Raw genomic sequence first — 22,151 nt, 5'->3', positions numbered from 1 at the left:
CCTTCTATGAAGATGATCGCGCTGGCTTTTTGTAAATTCTATATCGTTGTTTCACAACTTATTCGTATTATATCACACCGAAATACTATCGTCAACAATCTATTGCAATTTTGTTTCATTTCGTGTAATATATCAGCAAGAGGTGATAGTATGCCAGCAAGAAAAGTTTCTGATGATTTTGCCGCTTCATTCTCCCGACGGTTGACTGCTCTGCGTGAGCGGAACCGATATACACAAGCGGCGGTGGCTGCCGGGGTTGGTGTTGCAGCTTCCTCGATCGGCTATTATGAAAAAGGGGAGAAGATCCCGAACGCTGAAATATTAGCGAAGTTATGCCAATTTTATCACGTTCCAGCTGACTATCTGCTTGGTTTTACAGATGACGCCGGTGTTGCAGATCTGCCGGAAGGGCCCACAAAAGACGACGCCAGCAGGCTATTGGATGAAGTCGCCATGCTGATCGCTCGTGAGAGTCGGGTTGATTATGACCGGAATATCCTCGGGCCAGTTGCTGACATCATCGAACGGATAGGCGGGCTCATAGCTGATGCGGACGAGTCTTTTGCAGAGCTCCGTGAGAAATATCCAGCCTTTTCCCGTAGTGATCCCTATGGTTCCATGGGAGCAGATATTAAGTCGCTTACGGAGGCCATGCTCGGCCTTTCAAAAATGCCGGAGGGTCTGGGGCAGTTCCTTACTGAGTACCGCGAGCGCAGCCTTGACGTTACAAGGGTTGCAAGAGACGACATTCACTTTATTCGGCAACGTGTCGAGGTGGCGATCTGCAAAGCCCTGACCGGTGGATTTACTGAGCATGTTGAAAATGTTAGAGGAGGTGGAGGTAATGGCAACAGTAACAAAGAGGGGAAATAGTTACAAAATAACAGTCTCATGCGGTTACGATCTTAATGGTAAGCAAATCAGGCAGCACATGACATGGACGCCAGCTCCCGGCATGACAGCCCGCCAGATTGAGAAGGAGCTCGAGCGTCAAAAAGTTCTATTTGAGGAGCAGGTCAAGTGCACCACAACGCACGACGGAAACATAAGGCTCAAGGAGTTCACAGACAAATTTCTGAAGGACTACGCATACCAGAACTTGAAGGCTAAGACAGCTTTCGGATATGAGAAGCGGATGGAGGTGATCAATCAGGCCATCGGACACATTAAGCTCAAGGATCTGAAGCCCGGACACATCGCCTCGTTTTACAGTAACCTGCAAGAGGAGGGGATGCGGGCCAGAGAGCTCGCCACTATAAAAATTGATTTTTCCAAATGGCTGAAGGAGCACAACATGACCATGGCCGCCATGGCTGAAAAGACGGGCGTTTCTTTGTGGGTATTTAAGAAGCTGAAAAACGGAGAGAGTATTGCCAGAGACTGCACGAAGCCCATCGCCGAGGTCATGGGTATGGAAGTAAACCAGCTTTTCACTCCCAAAAAGGACATGACACCACTGGCCGCCGGCACTATTCACACATTTCACCGTGTTTTGTCGGCCGTACTGTTCCGTGCGGTAAAGTGGGGATATATTCAATCCAATCCAGCCGCGCGTGCAGATCTTCCTTCGATCGCTAACCGGCGGGCTGCATATCTTGACGAGCCGGATGCGCGTCGCTTGCTGGAGCTGCTGAAGGACGAGCCGATCAAGTGGAGGACGATCGTGACCTTTGACCTACTCTCTGGGCTCCGTAGGGGCGAGCTGGCCGGGCTGCGGTGGCAAGACGTGAACTCTGAGGAGCAGACCATTATCATCCGTCAGACTTCAAACTATCTACCGGGCAAAGGGGTGTATGTGGACACGCCAAAGACCACGACCTCCAATCGACCACTCAAACTATCGCGCAGCGCCTTCCTCCTCTTGATGGAGTACAAGAGATGGCAGGATGATCAGAGGGATGCATTAGGGGACGCATGGAAGGATAAGGATGGACGTATATTTACTACTGATGATGGCGCTCCAATGTTCCCGGACAGTATAACCCAGTGGTTTTCTAAGTTCGTGAAGCGGACAGGATTGCCGAAGGTGACAGTGCACTCCCTTCGACACACATATGCCAGCCTTATGATATCGGATGGCGTACCGCTTGTCGTAGTCTCTCACCAGCTCGGCCACGCGCAGACCAGCACCACGGCCAATATTTACGCCCATGTTATCGTCTCGGCCGAGGCAAGGGCAGCACAGACCTTCGATAAGTTCAACGATATCATCGTTCAAGAGGAGGCTCCCAAAAAGCCAACTGAGAGCCGAAGAAAAATACGGAAAATAGGATAAAAAAAGGCCCGGACGACAATGTCCGGGCTCGTTGTTTTCTGGAGCTGGTGGTGAGAATCGAACTCACAACCTGCGGTTTACGATACCGCTGCTCTGCCTTTGAGCCACACCAGCATATTTAATTATTAAAGCAAAGCCTACCCAGTAAGCACCAAACAAGCACCAGACGCCCCAATGTCCTACTCAGCGCTTATCATTGAGCCCAGTATTTACAAGGGCTCGCAGCTTTCTCGCATTGTTTTGACCTGTTAATTACGAATCAGCTGCACTACCGACTGTGCTATACCAGCGTTCTTGCATTTTTCTTCTTGCACTCTATATATTAGCACTAATTTCCTGACAGTTCAATTATTTTCTAGATTTGCTTATTAGCTAGAGAAGGTATTATATTATAAATAATTTCCTGCAATGCATTTTCGTCATTACTTACTGTCACTATATCAGCAGCATCTTTAACACATTCTCTGGCATTACCGACAGCAATTCCTACATCGGCTAATCTAATCATTTCAATATCATTGTCATAATCACCAACTGCAATAATTATTTTATCACCGTACTGATGTGAGTTTTTTAATATTTCCAAAGCCGAGCCTTTTGAAATGCCTTTCTTAATAAGCTCAAGATAAAATACTTGTGAAAAAACACTATCCACCTTATCAAGCAAATTAAAATCTTTCAACTTAATCTGTGCTTTTTGAAGTGTTTCGGGGCTGTCATACAGAAGTACTTTAATCCAATCCATTTTCATGACTTCTTCAAGGGTAGTTCTGCTGAACACCTGTTTTTCGCTCTCAACATAGGGGTCAAGTATATGGTCAGGTGTTATTATGTACATCATTTCAGGTGTGAATATTTCAACTGCCATATTTTTATAGTTATCCATGCAAAAAATGATATATTCCTCAACTGCACTTCTGTCCAAAATTTCAGTAGCCAAAAATCTCTCCTCTTGGAAACTAAAAATTCCTCCTCCGTTATACAGAATACAGGGCCCATTTAAAACCAGATTTTTAATGTAGGGACGTATATTATCCTTTGTGCGTCCTGTTGCAACTGCAAAGCTGCCGCCGTTTTTTGTAAAATGGCTAATTGCATCTAAATTCTCTTTGGATATAAAATGCTTGGAATTAATTAAAGTACCGTCTAAATCGCTTATTATAAGATATTTATTATAGTTAAACATATGACCTCTCACAATTTAAAATTTAGCCTGACTAAAAATATAATATGGTTTTATCTGTAAAAAATCAACACTAATTTAAGATATCCTATTAACATACAGCTTCCCACATGATGGATTCACGTGGGAAGCTGGTCTTTAAGGAAGTTGATTTTTGTACTGTTGGTTTGAAATTTTATCTATTTCTTCTACGTATCCCTGATTATCAATTTCATTTGTATAAAATTCTTCATAGTCAGCATATCCTGACATATCCTGAGGAGTATCGGCACTTCCGTACTTTAACAAATCATCAAATTGATCCAGACCTTCAAACTCATCATCTTCTTGCTTATTCAAGTACTTTCTGCCAAAGGGACTATCAAAAATTTCATTATACTGCTGATCCGGAGTATTAATCTCTTCTTCCTCTTTATCCTCCTGACATTTCATACAAAACCTGGCAGTTGGCATAATTTCCAATCTCTCAGGAGAAATATCCTTTTTACAGTTTTCACAAACACCATAGGTTCCGTTATCTATTTTTTTCAGTGCAAGCTTTATATCGTTAAGTTTTGTCTGTTCATGAACTTTTAGAGCAAGATTCATTTCAACTGTATAAAGCTCACTTCCCAACTCCGCTGGATGATTATCATAATTTGACAACTCCGAAGGAGTATAATTGCTCATTTCTCCCTCGTCCAAATTTCTCATTTGCTCCAATGCTTTATCTGCCCTTTTTTCTTCTGTTATAAGCTTATCTTTAAAATGCAACAGCTGATTTTTGTCCATATGATTCCTCCTATGTCATTTGTCATCTAACATTTCTACTGCTGCTTTGCACAATCTTCACAATATCACTTATAAATTGTCCGATATACGGAAGATTTATTTTTACTATAATATTCAAAAAATATATTGCGATTGCTCCAAGAATAGTAAATCCTATTGCTATCCCAAAGCCCCTTGCCAAACCACTTACAAAATTGGCCCATAACATTTTTCTCGGATGTTCAAGAAAATAAACGTAATCTACGAATTTCATCTTCTCCATTTTAAGAGACATATTATCAACTTTTTTGCACAGTTCACTAATTAAATGATTGTCTTTGGCCATATTTTATAAGTACTCCCTCCACATGAAAACATTTTAAAACTTTTCATTATAATTATGGTTGTTCTGTTTAGCTTTAATTATTCGTAAGAAATTTTTCTAAAACAGCAAAAAAGCATATTAACCGCATTATCAAAATTCTAAAACGGTTAATATGCTTAATTCTAAATTTAAATACTATTTCGCCAAATCTGAAAGAACTTTTTTAACTAGTTGGCTATCTTCTATGGTGCATTGGAAAACCTCGCCAATTTTACGTGGTAAAACAAATTTTAACTTATTATCTTTTACCTTTTTATCATAAAATATCTGGTTGTATACTCTTTCAACATCTAGTCCTGGCAAGGAAACAGGAAGTCCAAGTTTTACAAGAATGGATTTTACCCGGTCAACAGTCTGCTCACCCAAAATTTCCATGTAATTAGCCATTTTGTATGCTCCCACTATTCCAATAGAAACGCATTCTCCATGCAACAGTCTGAAATTTTCAATTGTTTCAATTGCATGTCCTATTGTATGGCCCAAATTAAGAACAGCCCTTAAATCGTCCTCTTTTTCGTCCTGTTCAACAACATAGCCTTTTATTGAACAGTTCTTTTTAGCAAGATACTGTAATACATTTTCATCAAATTTAAAAATCATATCAGCGTTATAGTTAATATACTCACAGTATTCTTCATCCATAATCAAACCGTGTTTGATTACTTCGGCAAGGCCAGCAGAAATCTCTCTTTTAGGCAGTGTCTTTATAGTATTTACATTAATAAACACAGCTTTAGGCTGATAAAATGCACCTACAATGTTCTTATGCCCATTGAAATCAACTCCGGTTTTACCTCCAACGCTGCTGTCTGCCTGAGCCAGCAGTGTTGTAGGTATTTGTACAAAGTTGATACCTCTCATATAGGTAGCAGCAGCAAAGCCGACAATATCGCCGACCACACCGCCTCCAAGTGCTAGCGCAATACTACTTCTGTCCAGCTTGCACTCTACCATTTTATTATATATACCATAAACTGCCTCAAGTGTCTTATTACTTTCACCAGGCTTCAGAACATACTTGTTAACATCTATTCCGCTGTCTTGAAGTACTTTCATGCACTCATCTGAATAATGTTTATCAACATTCTCGTCGGTAACCAACAAAGCTTTATTACCCTGTCTGAATGATAGGACAATTTTACCAAGTTCCTGAAAGTCTGTTGCAATACAAATAGGATAACTTCTTTCCTTTAGATTTATAGTATGTCTAATCATAATACGTCTCCCAAATCTGATATGCTTTTTAACCCACTACATCAGCACATCTCTTACAAAGTGTCGGATGTTTTTCGTCCTTGCCCACATATTCACTGAACATCCAGCATCTTTCACACTTTTCTCCAGGTGCCTGTTCAACCGCAACTTTTATTCCGGGCATTTCCTCTCCCTTTTGGGCAGCATCCGGAGCATCAGCAAGATTTTTAATTTCAACAGCTGAAACAATAAATATAGTAACAAGGTCTTTTTCAATACTCTTAATAAACTCAAGATTTTCTCCATCTGCATACAACGTTACTTTCGCGTTAAGAGAATGACCGATTGTCTTGTTTGTCCTTGCTATTTCCAGTGCCTTTGAAACATCTGCTCTGAGTTCGAATATCTTTTCCCATTTTTCTGCAAGTTCTGTATTTACATACTTTTCATTTACCTGTGGCCAACTGTTTAACTGAACACTCTCAGTATCGTCCTCTGCTCTGTGAGGCATATACTGCCAGATTTCCTCAGTAGTAAATGCAAGAACAGGAGTCAACATTCTTACAAGGTTATGAAGTATCTCATACATTACAGTCTGAGCTGCTCTTCTTTCCTTTGAATCAGGCTTTGAAGTGTAAAGTCTGTCCTTTATAATATCCAAGTAGAAGTTACTCATGTCAACAACGCAGAAATTGTGTATAGCATGGAACATCAAATGGAATTCATATGTTTCATATGCCTCATTTACTTTCTTTATGAGGTTATTCATTCTGTTTAATGCCCATTTGTCAAGTTCATTAAGTTCATTGTACTCAACACTGTCTGTATCTGGTTTAAAATCATTAATATTACCAAGAATATATCTTGCAGTATTCCTTATCTTTCTATAAACCTCTGACAACTGCTTCAACAAATCCTTTGAAATCCTTATATCAGTTGTATAATCTGATGAAGCAACCCAAAGTCTAAGTATATCTGCTCCATACTCCTTAATAACATCTGCAGGGTCGATACCGTTTCCAAGTGACTTGGACATCTTACGTCCTTCACCATCAACAACATAACCGTGTGTCAATACCTTTTTGTAAGGTGCATTTCCCTTTGTAGCTACAGCTGTAAGAAGTGATGATTGGAACCACCCTCTATGTTGGTCATTACCTTCAAGGTACAGGTCTGCCGGCCAGGATAATCCTTCTCGGTTTTCCAGAACAGCTACATGGCTGGAACCTGAATCAAACCAAACATCCATAATGTCTGTTTCTTTTGAAAATTCATGGTGTCCGCATTCACATTTAGTTCCCTTTGGAAGAATTTCTGAAGCGTCCATAGCATACCATGCATTTGAGCCCTTTTCTCTGAATAGATCAGCCACAGCCTTTATGGATTCATCAGTTATTAATTCCTTACCACAGTCTTTACAATAGAATATCGGAATCGGCACACCCCAGATACGCTGTCTGGAAATACACCAATCTCCTCTATCCCTTACCATGTTAGTAATTCTTTCTTCTCCCCATTCAGGTATCCATTTTACATCTTTGATTGCTTTCAATGCTTCTTGTCTGAACCCATCAATAGATGCAAACCATTGTTCGGTAGCACGGAATATGATTGGGTCTTTACATCTCCAACAATGTGGATATTGGTGAGTAATCTTTTCTGAAGCTAAGAGTCTGCCGTCCTGTGTCAATTTTTCAATTATTGCAGGATTGGATTTCTTGTAGAACATTCCCGCGAAAGGTCCAGCTTCTTTAGTCAAGAAACCCTTGCTATCAACAGGAACCAATACGGGAATCTTATATTTCTGACATACAAGAAAGTCTTCCGCACCATGTCCCGGAGCAGTATGAACACAACCGGTACCAGCTTCAAGAGTAACGTGGTCTCCAAGAATAACTATTGAATCTCTGTCAAGGAATGGGTGCTTACAAAGAATTCCCTCAAGCTCGCTTCCTTTAAACTTTGCAACAGTTTCATATTCTGTTACAGCAGCAGCTTTCATGGTATTTTCCACAAGTTCTGCAGCAAGTACATAGTATTCGTCATTTACCTTAACAATAGAGTATTCAAATGACTCATTTAAACAAATTGCAAGGTTTGCAGGCAAAGTCCATGTAGTTGTTGTCCATATTACAAAGTTAATCTTTTCTTTTGGTGCAACACCTTCAAAAACACCTTTATCGTCTCTTACCTGGAACTTTACATATATTGAAACGGTAGTATCGTCCGCATACTCGATTTCAGCTTCAGCAAGAGCTGTTTCACACTCTGGGCACCAGTAAACAGGCTTTAATCCCTTGTAAATATGACCATTCTTAGCCATTTCACCAAATACTTCAATCTGTTTTGCTTCAAATTCAGGTTTCAGAGTTATATAAGGATGTTCCCAGTCAGCTCTTACACCCAATCTTTTGAAGGATTCTCTCTGTATATCCAGATACTTCATAGCAAAGCCTTCACATGCTTCTCTAAAAACAACAGGGCCAATCTCATGTCTCTTTAGCCCCAATTCCTTGATGGCTCTTTGTTCAATGGGAAGTCCGTGAGTATCCCAGCCCGGAACATATGGAGTATAGTATCCTGCCATACTTTTATACTTAACAACAATATCCTTTAAAACCTTATTCAAAGTGGTTCCAAGGTGAATACCTCCATTTGCATAAGGCGGGCCGTCATGAAGTATAAAGGAAGGTTTTCCTTCTGCTTTTTTTAATTGCTTATTATAAATATCCATGTCTTCCCATTTTTTCAGGAATTCCGGCTCCCTTTGAGGAAGATTCGCCCTCATTGGGAAGTCAGTTTGTGGTAGATTTAAAGATTTTCCATAATCTTCTGCCATTTCTATTACCTCCGGTTAAATATTGTAAATTAATTATTCTAAAATATAATTAAAGCCCCGTTCCATCAAAGGGACGAGGCTATTTTCGCGGTACCACCCAAATTATTTTGTAGCATGAAAAATAATAACATGACAATAATCACTTCGTTTTATAACGGCTCATCACCGGCACACCCTACTTCAACATATGTATATACATTTTATTGAATTTCAGGCTGCAACTCATGGATGATTTTCAAAAGCTTGAACTTGCGGAAATCCCACCACGCTTCCGCTCTCTGTGAAGCCAACTGCTTTCTACTCTTTCCAATCATCATATTTAGAATATTAATATTATATTAAATTAATAATACATCAACTACCTGACCGCCGTCAAGGCTACTATTTTAATTTTTACCATTAAGCTAATCTCTTATAAATAAAATCACATAATTAAAATATTGGAATACAATATAATGGATTTTAATAATTAGGAGTACCCAATGGATTTTGACTTTGATGAAATCATTAATAATCTAAAAAAGAATAACTATAAACTTATCGGTTCAGGTTCGTGTCGAAATGTTTATGACTTAGGCAACGGTTATGTAGTTAAAGTAGCAAAAGATATCAGAGGCATTTTACAGAACGAAACCGAACATTCTATTTATCAGACATGTAAGTCTGATTTCTTTGCCGAAATTGCTGCTGCCTCTGAAAATCACAAATATCTTATAATGGTTAAAGCTAAAAAAATTACTGATATAAGAACCGTTTTAAGGTACTACAAAGTACATAGCATAAGCGACCTAATTAAAAGACCATTATTTGCAGAAGATATAGAAAGCAAAAAAATAGGAAGCAGTGACTTAAAGAGAGCATCAAGCTGGGGAATGGTTAATGATGTCCCTCTATTGATTGATTATGGGTTAAACCAAAGTACCTATAATAAATATTATAGGTTCAAATTTTTCAAAAAGTTCAAAGGGCTTAACTATACATCTTGATTCATGTTTTGAAAGCATTTTTCCAAAATGGCCATACCTTCCCTTATTTGGTCGATTCCTGCTGATGCAAAACTAAGTCTTATATAATCGTCACTGTTTTTGTGCATATTGTCATAAAATATACCCGATGGGATAAATACAAGACCATTTGATTTACATTTCTGATAAAAGAGTTTTGCGGAAAGATAACGGGGAAGTTTTACCCAGAAGTACAAGCCTCCGCCAGGTTTTTGAAATTTAAACCCATATTTTGATATATTTTCTAAGGAGTTAAGCATAAACTCAAACCTACCTCTGTAAATCTCTTTCATATACTGTAAATGTTCATCCCACTTTTCACTTCTAAAATATAAGTCAAGGGATCTTTGTATTAATCCAGAAGAAGAAATATCGCTTGTATGTTTTATATTTGTAAAGTCACTTAAAAGCTGATATGGCATAACCATGCATCCTACTCTCAGACCCGGCATAAGAATTTTAGAAAAGCTTTTAAGATAAATTACATATTCATTGCCCGTATCCAAAGTTTTAAGGGGCGTAGATTTTTCCTTTTCAAAACACAACTCCGACATAGAATCATCTTCAACAATATACAGATTATTCTCTTTTGCTAGAAGCAGCAACTCTTTTAGTTTTTCCTGACTGTAGCATACAGTAGTCGGATTCTGATATCTGGACATTATATATATAAGTTTGGGCTTACATATACGAACCTTTTTTTCAAGTTCTTCCATATCCATTCCATCTTTATCCATATTAACACTGACAACCCTTGCACCCCTTGATTTAAATGCTGCAACAGCGCCATCATATGTAGGAGTTTCTGTTACAACATAATCTCCGGGGTTTAAAAGAACTTTTCCTATAATATCTATTCCCTGCTGTGCCCCTGAAACAATTTGAAGAAAACTTTCATCTTCAACAGAAATAGAATACTCCCTGTTAAAATATTTAAGAATTGACTGTCTCAAAGGCCTGTATCCATTACTCTCATCGTACCCAAAAGCAAAACCTTTGTCTCTTTCCAGCACATCATTAATGCATGCTTTAAATGACTCGATTGGGAAAATTGACGGGTGTGGGGTTGCACTTGCAAAATTGATAACAGAGGTATCCTTGAACAATCCCAAGTCACTGGAAAAATGTGTATCCTGTTTTCCTGATTTGGTATTTGAAACAAAATACCCGCTTCCTTTTTTGGCTGTTATATAGCTGTTGCTCTCAAGCTGTTTATATGCATTAACTACTGTACTGGTATTCACTCCTAATTGGGAAGCAAGACTCCTTATTGCAGGAAGGCGCTCTCCTGGCTTCATTTCACCTTGTGAAATCTTTTCTTTGATGCTGTTAAAGAGCTGTAAATACTTAGGTTGTTGATCATTTGCAAATTGTATCGATACATTTTTCATATAGCCCTCCCAATAATTATTTTTTTAAATTAATATTGACATTTAGTTTTCTTTGTGTAAAAATGTACGAAATTTAGCCTTAAATACCAATGATTGTATCGGTACAATTAGTATATTTTATTTTTAAATAAAAGTAAAGGAGTATGTATAATGAATGAGAGATATGAATTAAACAAAAATCTTGCACAAATGCTCAAAGGCGGAGTAATAATGGATGTAGTAAATGCAAAGGAAGCTGAAATTGCACAAAAAGCCGGTGCAGTTGCAGTAATGGCCCTAGAAAGAGTTCCTTCGGACATAAGAAAAGCCGGAGGAGTTGCAAGAATGTCCGACCCCAAAATGATAAAAGAGATACAAAGTGCCGTATCAATTCCCGTTATGGCCAAGGTCAGAATAGGACATTTTGTTGAAGCACAGATACTTGAAGCACTATCAATCGACTATATTGATGAAAGTGAAGTTTTAACCCCCGCCGATGAAGAATTTCATATAGATAAGCACACATTTAAGGTTCCTTTTGTATGCGGCGCAAAAAATCTTGGAGAAGCTCTCAGGAGAATTGGCGAAGGTGCCTCCATGATAAGAACAAAAGGCGAAGCCGGCACAGGAAATGTTGTTGAAGCTGTACGACATATGAGAACTGTAACAAACGAAATCAGAAAGGTTCAGAGTGCATCCAAGCAGGAACTTATGACCATAGCAAAAGAATTCTCCGCTCCATATGACCTTGTACTCTATGTTCACGAAAACGGTAAACTTCCTGTAATAAACTTTGCAGCAGGCGGAATCGCAACTCCCGCAGATGCGGCATTAATGATGCAGCTTGGATGCGATGGTGTATTCGTTGGTTCAGGGATATTCAAATCTTCAGACCCTGTAAAAAGAGCTCAGGCTATTGTAAAGGCAACTACTTATTATAATGACCCCAAAATCATTGCAGAGGTTTCAGAAGAGTTAGGTACTGCAATGGATTCTATAGATGTAAGAGAATTGTCAGGTAACAGCCTGTATGCCTCAAGAGGGTGGTAAGCTTACAGAAAGGATTTAAAAATGAAAAAGATAGGTGTATTGAGCTTGCAGGGTGCCATATCGGAGCATTTGGAAAAATTATCTAAAATACCAAATGTAGAGCCCTCCATTGTAAAATATAAAGAAGATATTGATAAAATAGACGGACTTATTATCCCAGGCGGTGAAAGCACTGCAATAGGAAAACTTATTTGTGATTTTAACCTTACGGAGCCATTAAAAACAAGGATAAACTCAGGGATGCCTGTATGGGGAACCTGTGCGGGTATGATTATTCTTGCAAAAGAAATTACAAATGACCACCGGCGTCATCTTGAAGTTATGGACATAAATGTTGTAAGAAACGGATATGGGAGGCAGTTAGACAGCTTTACTACAGAAGTCTCCCTTCCGGCTCTTTCTTCTGAAAAAATTCCTCTGGTATTTATCAGGGCACCTTATGTGGTTAATGTAGCACCACAGGTTGAAGTTCTTTTGCGAGTAGACGGAAATATAGTTGCATGCAGACAGAACAATATGCTAGCCACATCCTTTCATCCAGAGCTAACAAATGACCTTAGTTTTCACAGGTACTTTTCAGAAATGATATGAAATACATAACAAGGGGTTTAGGCAAAACAAAGCGTTTTTCTGCTTAACGCTAGCACTCCCGCCTAAACCCCTTCTTACTCTACTTAATTATTTAATTTCTTCAATATTTGAAAGCATTTCATTAATATTGTCAGTATTTGCTGAGCCTGCTTTTTTGGCTTCCTCAAGTTCTTCCTTGGCTTTATCAAAATCTCTTGTATTGTAATATATGACTCCAAGGAGATAATGTCCGTCAGCCGGACTTATTTCAGTTAAAACCTTTGAGCTCTGAATCCCCTCATCAAATTTCCCCTGGCTTACTTTAGCCCTAATTAATGACCAAAACACCCTAATCTTAATATCTTTGTCAGCAGGGTTCAATCCAAGTATTTCTTTTGCCTTTTCTTCTGACTCTATCCAGTTATTCTGAATATCAAACTGCTCCAGTGCAGCAAGCTTAGGAGAAAGAACATTAATATCATTATTAAAGCCGTAAAAAAGCGTTCCAACTGTAATTGCTACAACAAGTAAAATAGATGTTACCTTTTTTAGAAGGCTTTTTTTATTTTTTTCCTGAGCTAAATACACTGCCCCGGCAGTCAGGAATCCTCCAATCAAACCTCCAATGTGTGCATGATTGTCAATTCGCTTGTTCATAAAACCATAAGCAATATTTATTATAGTCATAGTAACAAGATTTACACCATAACTGCTTTTTAATAGTGCAGGACGCCCCAGTGAAAAATACAGCATAGCACCCACTAAACCAAATATTGCACCAGATGCCCCTACAGAAGAGTTCAGGGAAAATGCAAAACTTGCTGCTGAGCCAATTAAGCCCGACACAAAGTAGATAGCCAGAAATCTTCCTCGTCCGAATATTTTCTCCACCTGAGTGCCTATTATATAAATTGAATAGCAGTTTACAGCCAGGTGAACAATATCAGCATGAAGAAACATAGGGGTTATAAATCTCCAGTACTGTCCATCCATGATAAGATTATTTACCTTGGCTCCAAAGGGTTCCAGCTGTTGCTCATAAACAGTTCCGGTTTTCATAGCCACAAGCTGCAACAAACCATACATAAAAATATTCAATGCAATAATTATATATGTCAGCCATGGTTTTTGGGCTTTAAATTGTATTTCAAAGTCCTTTTTTCTTCTCTCAATAACACCTTCTATATCCTTATAGCTGGTTTCTCGTTTATCAATATCCTTTGAAAAAAATCTTTTAAAAGACTTTACCAGTCCGGCATCAAAAGCCGGAACACTGAAATATTTCTCAACCTTCTTTTCAGAAATGTTCAAAGAAATACACTTCATAAAGCGTTTCTCCAAGGTAATGTCCACCTGATGTTGCTTAATAATTTCAACTTTATCCATATCTGTTGTGCTTTCAAACAGAAAAACCTTGAAAATATAAGCGTTACTACCCTGAATATTATTCAGCATTGCTGCGCCATTTAACATAATGTTACTGATTTGCTCTATTGTGTATCTGTCTGCATCAATAATTTCAACAAATACAGAAGTTCCTTGAATATCTCTAATCATACTTGCAATACCATTAGATAAGTCAGGCACCTGATTATCAGCTGATATTAGGTGATAATAATCTTTTTCCACAAGATATCTTACAAGAGAATTAAAATAATTATTTTTCATTCAGAATAAATCCTCCAACGTTAACTGCCCCATATTTATTTAGTATTTCATCCACACAGTCAGAAGCCTTAGTAATTACTCCAGCCCTTCCTTTATATACTCTCAAAGCAGCTTCCAGAGACTTAGGATTGTCAGATTTTAATATAAATGGCTGTTTTAAATAAGTCTGAGCTTCCTTTACTACATTAGCTAACAGCAGTTCGTCTGCTTCTGGTACATCTACATCAATAGCTATTAACTCGTAATCCTCTTCCATTAAATCCATAGCGGTGTCTGTAATAGCAGACATATCTCCCGCTAAAAGATCTTTCTTCAGAGTCTCTTCTATTTTAATATCTATCCATCCTATATCTGTTTGTTTTATATCTTCAAAGGAAATTGCTTTTGAAGACGATGTAATAAAATCAACATTCAGAGGATAACTTACCGCATCAGATTCTCTAACTATCTTTGAAATTTCAGCAATAAATTCAGGTCGTGTTCCGCAACATCCTCCAACAAGTCTTGCTCCATTTTTTATAAATTCACGTGTATATTTTGCAAATTTTTCAGAGGTTTCATCATAAACCAATTTTCCGTCTACTGTCTTAGGAATCCCTGCATTTGGCTTAATACTAAAACTTAAACCGGTTTTTCCATAGATTTCAGCAACTTTTAGCATGTATTCCGGCCCAAAAGAGCAATTTGTACCAATCATATCAGCTCCCAGTGAGTGCAGAATATAAGCACAAACAGCAGGGTCTGAGCCCATTAGCGTTCTTCCGTTCTGCTCATATGAGATTGAGCAAATAACAGGTAAGTTACAATTTTCTTTAGCAGCCAAAAGGGCAATTCTCATTTCACTTACATCTGTAAATGTTTCGAAGCTAATAATATCAGCACCTCCGGCAGTTACAGCAACAACCTGTTCCTTAAATGTATTGTAGGCCTGCTCAAAAGTCAATTCTCCGAAGGGCTCCAAAAGTTTTCCCAAAGGACCTATTGAAGCAGCTACATATCCATTATTCCCCATTACTTCTTTTGCAAGACTAACACCTGCAAAATTAATATCATAATGCTTGTCCTGCAACCCATATTCAGAAAGTTTCATTAAATTGGACTGAAAGGTATTTGACTGAATTACATTTGCTCCTGCATCACGGTATGCAGTATAAATTTCCTTTACCTTTTCAGGGTGAGTAATATTCCACTCTTCCGGACAAGTTCCCACTTCGAGTCCCTTACTTTGAAGCATAATACCCATAGACCCATCAAACACCAAAACTTTTTTTTCTATATCGCTTAAGAAAGACATATAAACCTCCATATACAAAAATTGCCAGTATTTAAACTGGCAATTAATTACTTCTATATTATTATAATATTCATTAAGTCAATTGGCAACACATTATGCAGTCTCTATAGCCGCTTCATCCTCAAGTCCTAGCTTAACAATGGCATTTTCCCTTAATTTATATTTCTGAATCTTTCCGCTTGCAGTCATTGGGAAACTATCCATAAAGTCAACATATTTTGGAGTTTTGTGTCTTGCCATATTAGATTTTACTGCTTCTTTAACCTGTTCCTCTGTCAAAGTACAGCCCTCTTTAAGTATAATACAGGCCATTATTTCTTCTCCATATACTTTAGAAGGAACACCAATTACCTGTACATCCTTAATTTCCGGCAGAGTATATAAAAATTCCTCTATTTCCTTTGGATATATATTTTCTCCACCTCTGATAATCATATCCTTTATTCTTCCTGTAATCTTATAGTATCCGTGTTCATCTCTTGTAGCCAAATCACCTGTATGTAGCCATCCGTCAGCATCTATAGCCTGTGCGGTAGCTTCTGGCATCTTATAATACCCTTTCATTACATTATATCCTCTGGCAACAAATTCTCCGGGAACACCATCCGGAAGGTCCTGCTTTGTTTCAGGATCAACAATCTTACATTCAATAAAAGGAAGTGCACGCCCCACAGTGGATACCCTACGTTCAAGACTGTCACCTATTCTTGTCTGGGTACATACCGGAGAAGCTTCTGTCTGACCGTAAGCAATAGTTATATCCTTCATGTTCATTTTTTCTACAACTGCTTCCATAACTTTTACAGGACAAGGTGAACCGGCCATAATACCTGTTCTTAATGAAGAAAAATCATATTTATTAAAATCTGGGTGCTCAAGCATTGCTATGTACATTGTAGGAACCCCATGCACAGCTGTACAATGTTCAGTTTGAATGGCATTCATTACTTTTACCGGCGAATAATAATCAACAGGAACCATAGTTGTTCCATGAGTTACGCATGCCATTATTGCCAGAACCAACCCAAAGCAATGAAAAAATGGAACAGGAATGCAGAGTTTATCTTCGTGAGTAAAATGCATACAGTCACCTATACACATACCATTATTTACAATGTTATAATGTGTAAGCATTACTCCCTTTGGAAAACCTGTAGTACCTGAAGTATACTGCATATTTATAACATCGTGACAGTCAAGACTTTTGCTGATGTTGTAAAGTTCTTCATCTGAAATATCTCTGCCAAGTTCAGCAATATCATCCCAACTGTACATTCCCGGATGTTTCACATCACTGACACTTATTATATTTTTAAGAAACGGCAGTTTTTCACTATGAAAACTACCCGGCTCGGAGTTCTTTAATTCAGGACAAAGTTCATTAATAATATGTATGTAATCCGAATCCTTGAGACCATCCATAAGAATCAATGTATTTGCATCCGATTGTTTTAATAAATATTCAAGCTCGAATATTTTGTAGTTAGTGTTTACAGTAACAAGAACAGCTCCTATTTTTGCAGATGCAAACAATGTAATAAGCCATTCCGGTACATTTGTTGCCCAAATTGCAATATGATCGCCCTTTTTAATCCCCATTTTGAGAAACCCCTTTGCAACTTGATTGCAAAGCTCGTTAAATTCAGAATATGTTTTTCTGAATGGGCGGTCTGTATATAATGCACAGTCATGATCAGGATATTTCTTTGCCATATCATCCAGTAAACTACCAACAGTAATCTCCATCAGTTTCTCCACAACCAACACCTCCAAGTTAAATTGTAACCATATTCATAAAATGTTTAAAAATAAAAAGCCTTTCGTCTCGTTTTTTTGAGACGAAAAGCTATGTTTCCGCGGTACCACTCAAGTTAATCTCTTTTTTAAGAAATTCTCTCTAAATCATATAACGGTGAAAACCGTTTCAGCTTACTTATTTCAGCCGAAAATGCTCCTGGGCGAGCTTCAACCTTCAAAGCCTCTGTCTTTCACCAACCGACAGCTCTCTACGGACTTTTTTCAGTTTACTATTCCCATTCATTACACTGTTCTTATTGGAAATTATTTATATAATACTATGTCGGCAAACTGAGTGTCAATACTTTTTATACTTTTATGTTGTGTTTAAATGCATAGATAGCTGCCTGGGTTCTATCATTTACGTCAAGTTTTTTAAATATATTAGATATATGATTTTTAACAGTCTTTTCGCTTATATAAAGGGTTTTAGCAATTTCTTTATTAATCATTCCCTCTGCTATAAGTTTTAAAACTTCCACTTCACGATTAGTCAGATTGTTTACAATAGACTTATCCTGTTCATACAATGTTACCCTGTTAAACTCCTTTACAAGCTCACCAGTCATATTAGGCTGTATGTAGGTTTGGTCACGATAGACACTTCTTATTGCATCTATCAATACTGATGATTCTGCATCCTTTAAAACATACCCTTCACATCCAAGCTGTAATGTCTTAAAGAGATATTCTCTGTCCTGATGCAGAGTCAATACAATTATTTTATAATTTTCAGGCTCTTCTTTTAACATTTTAATGGCCTGAATTCCATTTATAACAGGCATATTTATATCCATCAGGATAATATCAGGCTTTATTTTTTTAGACATGGCTACAGCTTCCTCACCATTAGAAGCCTGCGAAACCACACAAATATCTTCCTCCAATTCGAGGATAGTTTTTAATCCTTGTCGAACCATCGCATGGTCATCCGCAATCATTACCCTAATCTTATTCATTTCTGAGAGTCCTCCCCTTCATCCAGTAATGGTATATGAATCGTAATTTTTGTTCCCACTCCTACCTGTGATACTATATCCACTTTTCCTTCAAGCAGGGCTACCCTCTCCTTCATACTTAAAAGGCCAAATCCGCCAGTACTTTCAGGCTCTATCATTTTAACTTCTTCAGTGTTAAATCCAACACCATTATCTGTAATAATAATAATTAATTTTTTGTTAACATGTTCCAATAGAATTGAAACTTTTTTTGCTTTTGCGTGTTTTAGCACATTATTCAAAGATTCCTGTACAATTCTGAATACAGCAAGAGATATTACAGGCTTGATTTCTTCATTAATTGCTTTGGCTCTGAGCTGAACATCTATTCCTGTTTCTTCTTTGAATGAAATTACATAACGCTCTAAAGTCGGCAATAAGCCCAAATCATCAAGAGCCATTGGTCTCAGATTATAAATAATCTTTCTGACTTCTTGAAGACTGTCCCTCATAACTTTTTTAAGGTTCTGCAGTTCTTTTCTAGCTTCGTTAATATCTTTATCCAGCAGACGTTCACAGATTTCAGCTTTAATAACTATATTTGACATTGATTGTGCAGGGCCATCATGAATTTCTCTGGCTACCCTTTTGCGTTCTTCTTCCTGAGCCTCTATGATTTTTATGCCCAGCAACTGCCTCTGCTGCAAATTATCCAACTGCTCCCCTGCATTTTGCAAATCTCCGCTAAGATAGTCCAGTGCTATGCCAACATGTCCTATGAGGTTATCTGCCCTTTCCAGAGTTTTTATACAATCCTTTATCCTTAATTCAAGATCGTTTCTTCGTCTAATGAGAAAAGTCTCCTGCTCACGCCTTACCGCAAGTTCAACTCTTATATTATCCGCTGTCTGGTAAGCCTTAGCAAGCTCATTTTGGCTATGTCTACTAAAATCTCTATTAACATCGTATAGTTTCTTTTTACTTAGTTTAAGTTCATGTTCCAGATTTTCGATTACACTGACAATTTCAAAGACTTGATGTTTTAATGTTACCAATTCATCTTCAAGTCTTTTGCATTCCTTTCTGGAATTCTCGGCGATTTCAACAATCTCATTCTTTCCAGATTCAAGAGATTTAATTGTTTTCGTAATTATTTCATTCATCTGTACAGAATTATGTTTATAGCTTCTCATATTTCTTGTCCAATCATAAATAATCCTGCAAATAGCAGGTGAATATTATTACATTAAATTTACACTATATTTATTTTACCTAATATCTTTTTTTCCTACAATAAGTAATAAAAAAGTATTACAAAAAATATTATAATGCATAAATATTAGTGAGTAAAATATGTATTAAAATATGCATAATTATATTTTTCATAATATTTTTCAAAATTAAGTGTTGACAATAATAATAACTGCTCTTATAATGTAAAAGTGTTCGGACGGCAAGTCCTTAATTTAATATGCGCCATTAGCTCAGTTGGTAGAGCACCTGACTCTTAATCAGGGTGTCCCGGGTTCGAATCCCTGATGGCGCACCACAATTTGACTGAAAAGCCTGATTTTATCAGGCTTTTCAGCGTTTTATAAACAAAAAAAGGACACTATTTTGAAGTGAAAATTCAAAATTAATGTCCTTTGTGTATTTTATTATTCTCAGAACTACCTTCTTTTTGATATAATCTTTACGATCAATGGTGTGATTAAATGGATTGAGATGTATGTCGGCTGTAATCTTCTATACATTCGGGAATAATTGAGATTGGTTTTCACTGGTTTTCAGACGGTTTTTCTTTTCTCCAAATTTTTAAAGCATAAAATAAAAGAGAGCCTATTCGGCTCCCTATTTCTTTTCTGATTATTTGTTACGGCATAAACGAAAACCTTGGTCGGCTCCCTTACCATTTGCATCGAAATTACCTCTGTATGAAAATTTACAAGCACTGTCATCGCTAAGCCAGCATCCGCCTCTCCAAACCCTGACAGCACCACTTTTACTATCCAATGCTTCTCCATACCAGTTCCAACACCATTCCCTGACATTACCTGACATGTCGTAAAGTCCTAGCTCGTTTGGTTTCTTTGAACCAACAGGTTTGGTTTGGCCCTTATTACTTTGAACCTTTTCCCAACGCCATTCTCCATCTAGTTTTTTATCACCTGAGTTTATCCAGTACCATGCTACATCATCTACATTATCGCTTCCGCTGTATGTATAGTTTTTACTCTTTTGACCTCCGCTTGCAGCATATTCCCACTCAACTTCTGTAGGCAATCTGTAACCGTTAGCATCTGAATTGATAGTCACTGTCCATTTCATATCATCTATTTCGCTAGAATTATTGGGGTCTTTTTTTTCTTTGTCTATGTTGTAATATGGTTCTAACCCTTCTTTAATGCTTCTTTTATTGCAATATTCAACGCATTCATACCAGCTCACCATTTCTACCGGTAAATTATCACCTTTGTACTGAGACGGATTGCTGTCCATTATCTCATTCCATTCTTTCTGAGTTACTTCGTATTTACCAATGTAAAAATCAGAAATCCTTAATTTTTTGTCATAGAGGTTTGACTTCTTATTCTTTGAATATCCTCCTTTGACTAGTACAAAATTATCAGACCCTTCTTTCTTATCTCCTTGCGCGCTGGAATTATCCTGAGAACATGCACTAACAGTAACCATCATTGTAATTAAAAGAAAGATTAAAAGTTTTTTCATTTCTCTTGTCTCCTTTAACTGATAAAAATTATAGATCATAAAATCCTATAAATTCAGTCCTTTTTTTTAGGAACCATAGATCCTGTTATATTTTACTATTTTGAAAGATAATATTCAATTAGTATGTAGGTAAGTACTTATTATGATACATAAGGCAGTAGACTGTATAATCTGCAAACCCTATCTACCCAATGATAAAATTCTTTAGTGGTCAAATGAACTTTTGCCAAACTGTTACGTTAGCGTTTTCGCTGCTTTGATATTCTTCTACGTATAATGCTTGATAGACCAACTGCTTCTAAAATCCATTTATTTGCTCCGCCAGCATTAACAAAATTGACAAAGTTAATATGAGGTATCTTTGACTGTCTAACGCTAAAAAAACTAAGTAAAATTCTGAGTACTGTTATGGAAGGTGCATTTCATCTTTTCGGTTGTATATTATATCGTATATACCACGTCTCTTGTTACATAACCTTGTATAACCTTGTATGTATATGTAGCTCTATATGTACCCCATGAATCAGCAGCATAATATTCTACAATTGAACTTCTAATCCATCTGCATAAGCATAAATAACCATTACCTGAAGTTGAGAATGCACCTGCATTGTAGTTACATACAATATTTGCAGTTATATAGTTCCATCATTAATAACAACGAAGTTTCCGCAATTATACCAATTAGTGCTATAGTTTCTGCCAAATCCATTAGCTATATTTACTGTTCCGACACCATAGTCCCAGTTTTGCAATAATCAGTTCTGTATACATATTTCTTGCAAATATGCTTGTAACACTCGTTGAAAATTCAAAAGTAATCCCAAAACTTTCTTAATTATACATACCTACATACTAGTTGAATACCATCTTTCGGCCTTGCTTTGTGAAGTTTTAAATCAAAAATTTGAAGAAAAATAAGCCATCACGAAATCACTAAAAAAGAAGTTTATTAAAAACTCCAAAATTAATAACAATAAAATAAGATGTAAGATATAGAATGTAGTTTAGCGTATTTGAGAACAAATAAATATGTTTAATAGAATATTGTAATAATTGTTGAAAATAAATATAGCAATTAGTGAATACGTAACAACTTCTAGA

At 37.2% G+C, this 22,151-nt stretch carries 18 protein-coding genes, 2 tRNA genes and 2 other annotated features; of the genes, 6 read left to right on the top strand and 14 right to left on the bottom strand.

The window, feature by feature from the left end; all coding sequences use genetic code 11:
- Window positions 1-6: 6 nt before the first annotated feature.
- Both K412_RS0117185 and K412_RS0117180 read left to right on the top strand, forming a co-directional pair.
- Complete coding sequence (locus K412_RS0117185) at window positions 7-873, top strand: helix-turn-helix domain-containing protein (protein WP_081741815.1); 867 nt, start codon at window positions 7-9, stop codon at window positions 871-873.
- On the top strand, window positions 845-2,275 hold the full coding sequence (locus K412_RS0117180; protein WP_024834219.1) for a site-specific integrase: 1,431 nt from the start codon (window positions 845-847) through the stop codon (window positions 2,273-2,275). Before K412_RS0117185 ends, K412_RS0117180 begins: the two co-directional genes overlap by 29 nt.
- A 39-nt stretch (window positions 2,276-2,314) precedes the next feature.
- On the opposite strand, the gene K412_RS0117175 is transcribed toward K412_RS0117180, so the two are convergent.
- The 6 genes from K412_RS0117175 to ileS form a co-directional block, all read right to left on the bottom strand.
- Window positions 2,315-2,389, bottom strand: a tRNA-Thr gene (locus K412_RS0117175).
- 241 nt (window positions 2,390-2,630) lie between these two features.
- Complete coding sequence (locus K412_RS0117170) at window positions 2,631-3,461, bottom strand: Cof-type HAD-IIB family hydrolase (RefSeq protein ID WP_024834218.1); 831 nt, start codon at window positions 3,459-3,461, stop codon at window positions 2,631-2,633.
- Between the two features lie 135 nt (window positions 3,462-3,596).
- Window positions 3,597-4,229 carry a TraR/DksA C4-type zinc finger protein gene (locus tag K412_RS0117165; protein ID WP_024834217.1) on the bottom strand — a complete coding sequence of 211 codons (633 nt, stop codon included), beginning with the start codon at window positions 4,227-4,229 and terminating at the stop codon, window positions 3,597-3,599.
- 22 nt (window positions 4,230-4,251) lie between these two features.
- Window positions 4,252-4,554: a DUF5665 domain-containing protein gene (locus tag K412_RS0117160; protein ID WP_024834216.1), complete on the bottom strand. Its 303-nt coding sequence runs from the start codon at window positions 4,552-4,554 to the stop codon at window positions 4,252-4,254.
- Window positions 4,555-4,728: 174 nt separating this feature from the next.
- Window positions 4,729-5,808, bottom strand: a complete 1,080-nt coding sequence (gene aroB, locus K412_RS0117155; RefSeq protein WP_024834215.1) for a 3-dehydroquinate synthase — start codon at window positions 5,806-5,808, stop codon at window positions 4,729-4,731.
- Window positions 5,809-5,836: 28 nt separating this feature from the next.
- Window positions 5,837-8,626, bottom strand: a complete 2,790-nt coding sequence (gene ileS / locus K412_RS0117150; RefSeq protein ID WP_024834214.1) for an isoleucine--tRNA ligase — start codon at window positions 8,624-8,626, stop codon at window positions 5,837-5,839.
- A gap of 66 nt (window positions 8,627-8,692) precedes the next feature.
- Window positions 8,693-8,949, bottom strand: a binding site (T-box leader).
- A gap of 159 nt (window positions 8,950-9,108) precedes the next feature.
- Here ileS and K412_RS0117145 point away from each other — a divergent pair.
- The gene (locus K412_RS0117145; protein ID WP_024834213.1) at window positions 9,109-9,612 is read left to right on the top strand and encodes a hypothetical protein; all 504 of its coding nucleotides are present in this window, start codon (window positions 9,109-9,111) and stop codon (window positions 9,610-9,612) included.
- Here the strand turns inward: K412_RS0117145 and pdxR are convergent.
- Window positions 9,600-11,021, bottom strand: a complete 1,422-nt coding sequence (gene pdxR / locus K412_RS0117140) for a MocR-like pyridoxine biosynthesis transcription factor PdxR (RefSeq protein WP_024834212.1) — start codon at window positions 11,019-11,021, stop codon at window positions 9,600-9,602. The genes K412_RS0117145 and pdxR overlap by 13 nt on opposite strands.
- Before the next feature lie 150 nt (window positions 11,022-11,171).
- On the opposite strand from pdxR, the gene pdxS reads away from it, so the two are divergent.
- Both pdxS and pdxT read left to right on the top strand, forming a co-directional pair.
- Window positions 11,172-12,050, top strand: a complete 879-nt coding sequence (gene pdxS, locus K412_RS0117135; protein WP_024834211.1) for a pyridoxal 5'-phosphate synthase lyase subunit PdxS — start codon at window positions 11,172-11,174, stop codon at window positions 12,048-12,050.
- 21 nt (window positions 12,051-12,071) lie between these two features.
- Window positions 12,072-12,641 carry a pyridoxal 5'-phosphate synthase glutaminase subunit PdxT gene (gene pdxT / locus K412_RS0117130; protein WP_024834210.1) on the top strand — a complete coding sequence of 190 codons (570 nt, stop codon included), beginning with the start codon at window positions 12,072-12,074 and terminating at the stop codon, window positions 12,639-12,641.
- 87 nt (window positions 12,642-12,728) lie between these two features.
- On the opposite strand, the gene K412_RS0117125 is transcribed toward pdxT, so the two are convergent.
- The 5 genes from K412_RS0117125 to K412_RS0117105 all read right to left on the bottom strand — a co-directional run bounded on the left by K412_RS0117125 (window position 12,729) and on the right by K412_RS0117105 (window position 19,510).
- Window positions 12,729-14,288 (bottom strand): rhomboid family intramembrane serine protease, encoded by a 1,560-nt coding sequence (locus tag K412_RS0117125; RefSeq protein ID WP_024834209.1) that lies wholly within the window; start codon window positions 14,286-14,288, stop codon window positions 12,729-12,731.
- The gene (locus K412_RS0117120) at window positions 14,278-15,582 is read right to left on the bottom strand and encodes a homocysteine S-methyltransferase family protein (RefSeq protein ID WP_024834208.1); all 1,305 of its coding nucleotides are present in this window, start codon (window positions 15,580-15,582) and stop codon (window positions 14,278-14,280) included. The genes K412_RS0117125 and K412_RS0117120 overlap by 11 nt, the downstream gene beginning before the upstream one ends.
- 93 nt (window positions 15,583-15,675) lie before the next feature.
- On the bottom strand, window positions 15,676-17,340 hold the full coding sequence (locus tag K412_RS0117115) for an AMP-binding protein (protein WP_024834207.1): 1,665 nt from the start codon (window positions 17,338-17,340) through the stop codon (window positions 15,676-15,678).
- A 73-nt stretch (window positions 17,341-17,413) separates the two neighbouring features.
- Window positions 17,414-17,632, bottom strand: a binding site (T-box leader).
- 55 nt (window positions 17,633-17,687) lie between these two features.
- Complete coding sequence (locus tag K412_RS0117110) at window positions 17,688-18,338, bottom strand: response regulator (RefSeq protein WP_024834206.1); 651 nt, start codon at window positions 18,336-18,338, stop codon at window positions 17,688-17,690.
- A complete protein-coding gene (locus tag K412_RS0117105) occupies window positions 18,335-19,510 on the bottom strand; it encodes a sensor histidine kinase (RefSeq protein ID WP_024834205.1) in 1,176 nt (391 codons plus the stop codon). Before K412_RS0117105 ends, K412_RS0117110 begins: the two co-directional genes overlap by 4 nt.
- A gap of 280 nt (window positions 19,511-19,790) precedes the next feature.
- Here K412_RS0117105 and K412_RS0117100 point away from each other — a divergent pair.
- Window positions 19,791-19,866: transfer RNA gene (locus K412_RS0117100), tRNA-Lys, on the top strand.
- Window positions 19,867-20,183: 317 nt separating this feature from the next.
- Here K412_RS0117100 and K412_RS0117095 read toward each other — a convergent pair.
- Window positions 20,184-21,047, bottom strand: a complete 864-nt coding sequence (locus tag K412_RS0117095; RefSeq protein ID WP_024834204.1) for a formylglycine-generating enzyme family protein — start codon at window positions 21,045-21,047, stop codon at window positions 20,184-20,186.
- A 441-nt stretch (window positions 21,048-21,488) separates the two neighbouring features.
- A complete protein-coding gene (locus tag K412_RS22835) occupies window positions 21,489-21,674 on the bottom strand; it encodes a glycoside hydrolase family 11 protein (RefSeq protein ID WP_242835734.1) in 186 nt (61 codons plus the stop codon).
- Window positions 21,675-22,151: the final 477 nt, after the last annotated feature.

The organism is Ruminiclostridium josui JCM 17888 (assembly GCF_000526495.1).
In the GTDB taxonomy this organism is placed as follows: domain Bacteria; phylum Bacillota; class Clostridia; order Acetivibrionales; family DSM-1351; genus Ruminiclostridium; species Ruminiclostridium josui.
Note: the sequence above shows the minus strand (reverse complement) of the source record. Positions and strands in the feature narration are given on the sequence as shown.

Excerpts from the sequence above, each read along its gene's own strand:
- K412_RS0117110 (WP_024834206.1), bottom strand. The coding sequence starts at position 18,338 with ATGAATAAGATTAGGGTAATGATTGCGGATGACCATGCGATGGTTCGA.
- pdxT (WP_024834210.1), top strand. The coding sequence starts at position 12,072 with ATGAAAAAGATAGGTGTATTGAGCTTGCAGGGTGCCATATCGGAGCAT.
- pdxS (WP_024834211.1), top strand. The coding sequence starts at position 11,172 with ATGAATGAGAGATATGAATTAAACAAAAATCTTGCACAAATGCTCAAA.
- K412_RS0117170 (WP_024834218.1), bottom strand. The coding sequence starts at position 3,461 with ATGTTTAACTATAATAAATATCTTATAATAAGCGATTTAGACGGTACT.
- K412_RS0117180 (WP_024834219.1), top strand. The coding sequence starts at position 845 with ATGGCAACAGTAACAAAGAGGGGAAATAGTTACAAAATAACAGTCTCA.
- K412_RS0117125 (WP_024834209.1), bottom strand. The coding sequence starts at position 14,288 with ATGAAAAATAATTATTTTAATTCTCTTGTAAGATATCTTGTGGAAAAA.
- K412_RS0117095 (WP_024834204.1), bottom strand. The coding sequence starts at position 21,047 with ATGAAAAAACTTTTAATCTTTCTTTTAATTACAATGATGGTTACTGTT.
- pdxR (WP_024834212.1), bottom strand. The coding sequence starts at position 11,021 with ATGAAAAATGTATCGATACAATTTGCAAATGATCAACAACCTAAGTAT.
- aroB (WP_024834215.1), bottom strand. The coding sequence starts at position 5,808 with ATGATTAGACATACTATAAATCTAAAGGAAAGAAGTTATCCTATTTGT.
- ileS (WP_024834214.1), bottom strand. The coding sequence starts at position 8,626 with ATGGCAGAAGATTATGGAAAATCTTTAAATCTACCACAAACTGACTTC.
- K412_RS0117165 (WP_024834217.1), bottom strand. The coding sequence starts at position 4,229 with ATGGACAAAAATCAGCTGTTGCATTTTAAAGATAAGCTTATAACAGAA.
- K412_RS0117185 (WP_081741815.1), top strand. The coding sequence starts at position 7 with ATGAAGATGATCGCGCTGGCTTTTTGTAAATTCTATATCGTTGTTTCA.
- K412_RS0117160 (WP_024834216.1), bottom strand. The coding sequence starts at position 4,554 with ATGGCCAAAGACAATCATTTAATTAGTGAACTGTGCAAAAAAGTTGAT.
- K412_RS0117120 (WP_024834208.1), bottom strand. The coding sequence starts at position 15,582 with ATGTCTTTCTTAAGCGATATAGAAAAAAAAGTTTTGGTGTTTGATGGG.
- K412_RS0117105 (WP_024834205.1), bottom strand. The coding sequence starts at position 19,510 with ATGAGAAGCTATAAACATAATTCTGTACAGATGAATGAAATAATTACG.
- K412_RS0117145 (WP_024834213.1), top strand. The coding sequence starts at position 9,109 with ATGGATTTTGACTTTGATGAAATCATTAATAATCTAAAAAAGAATAAC.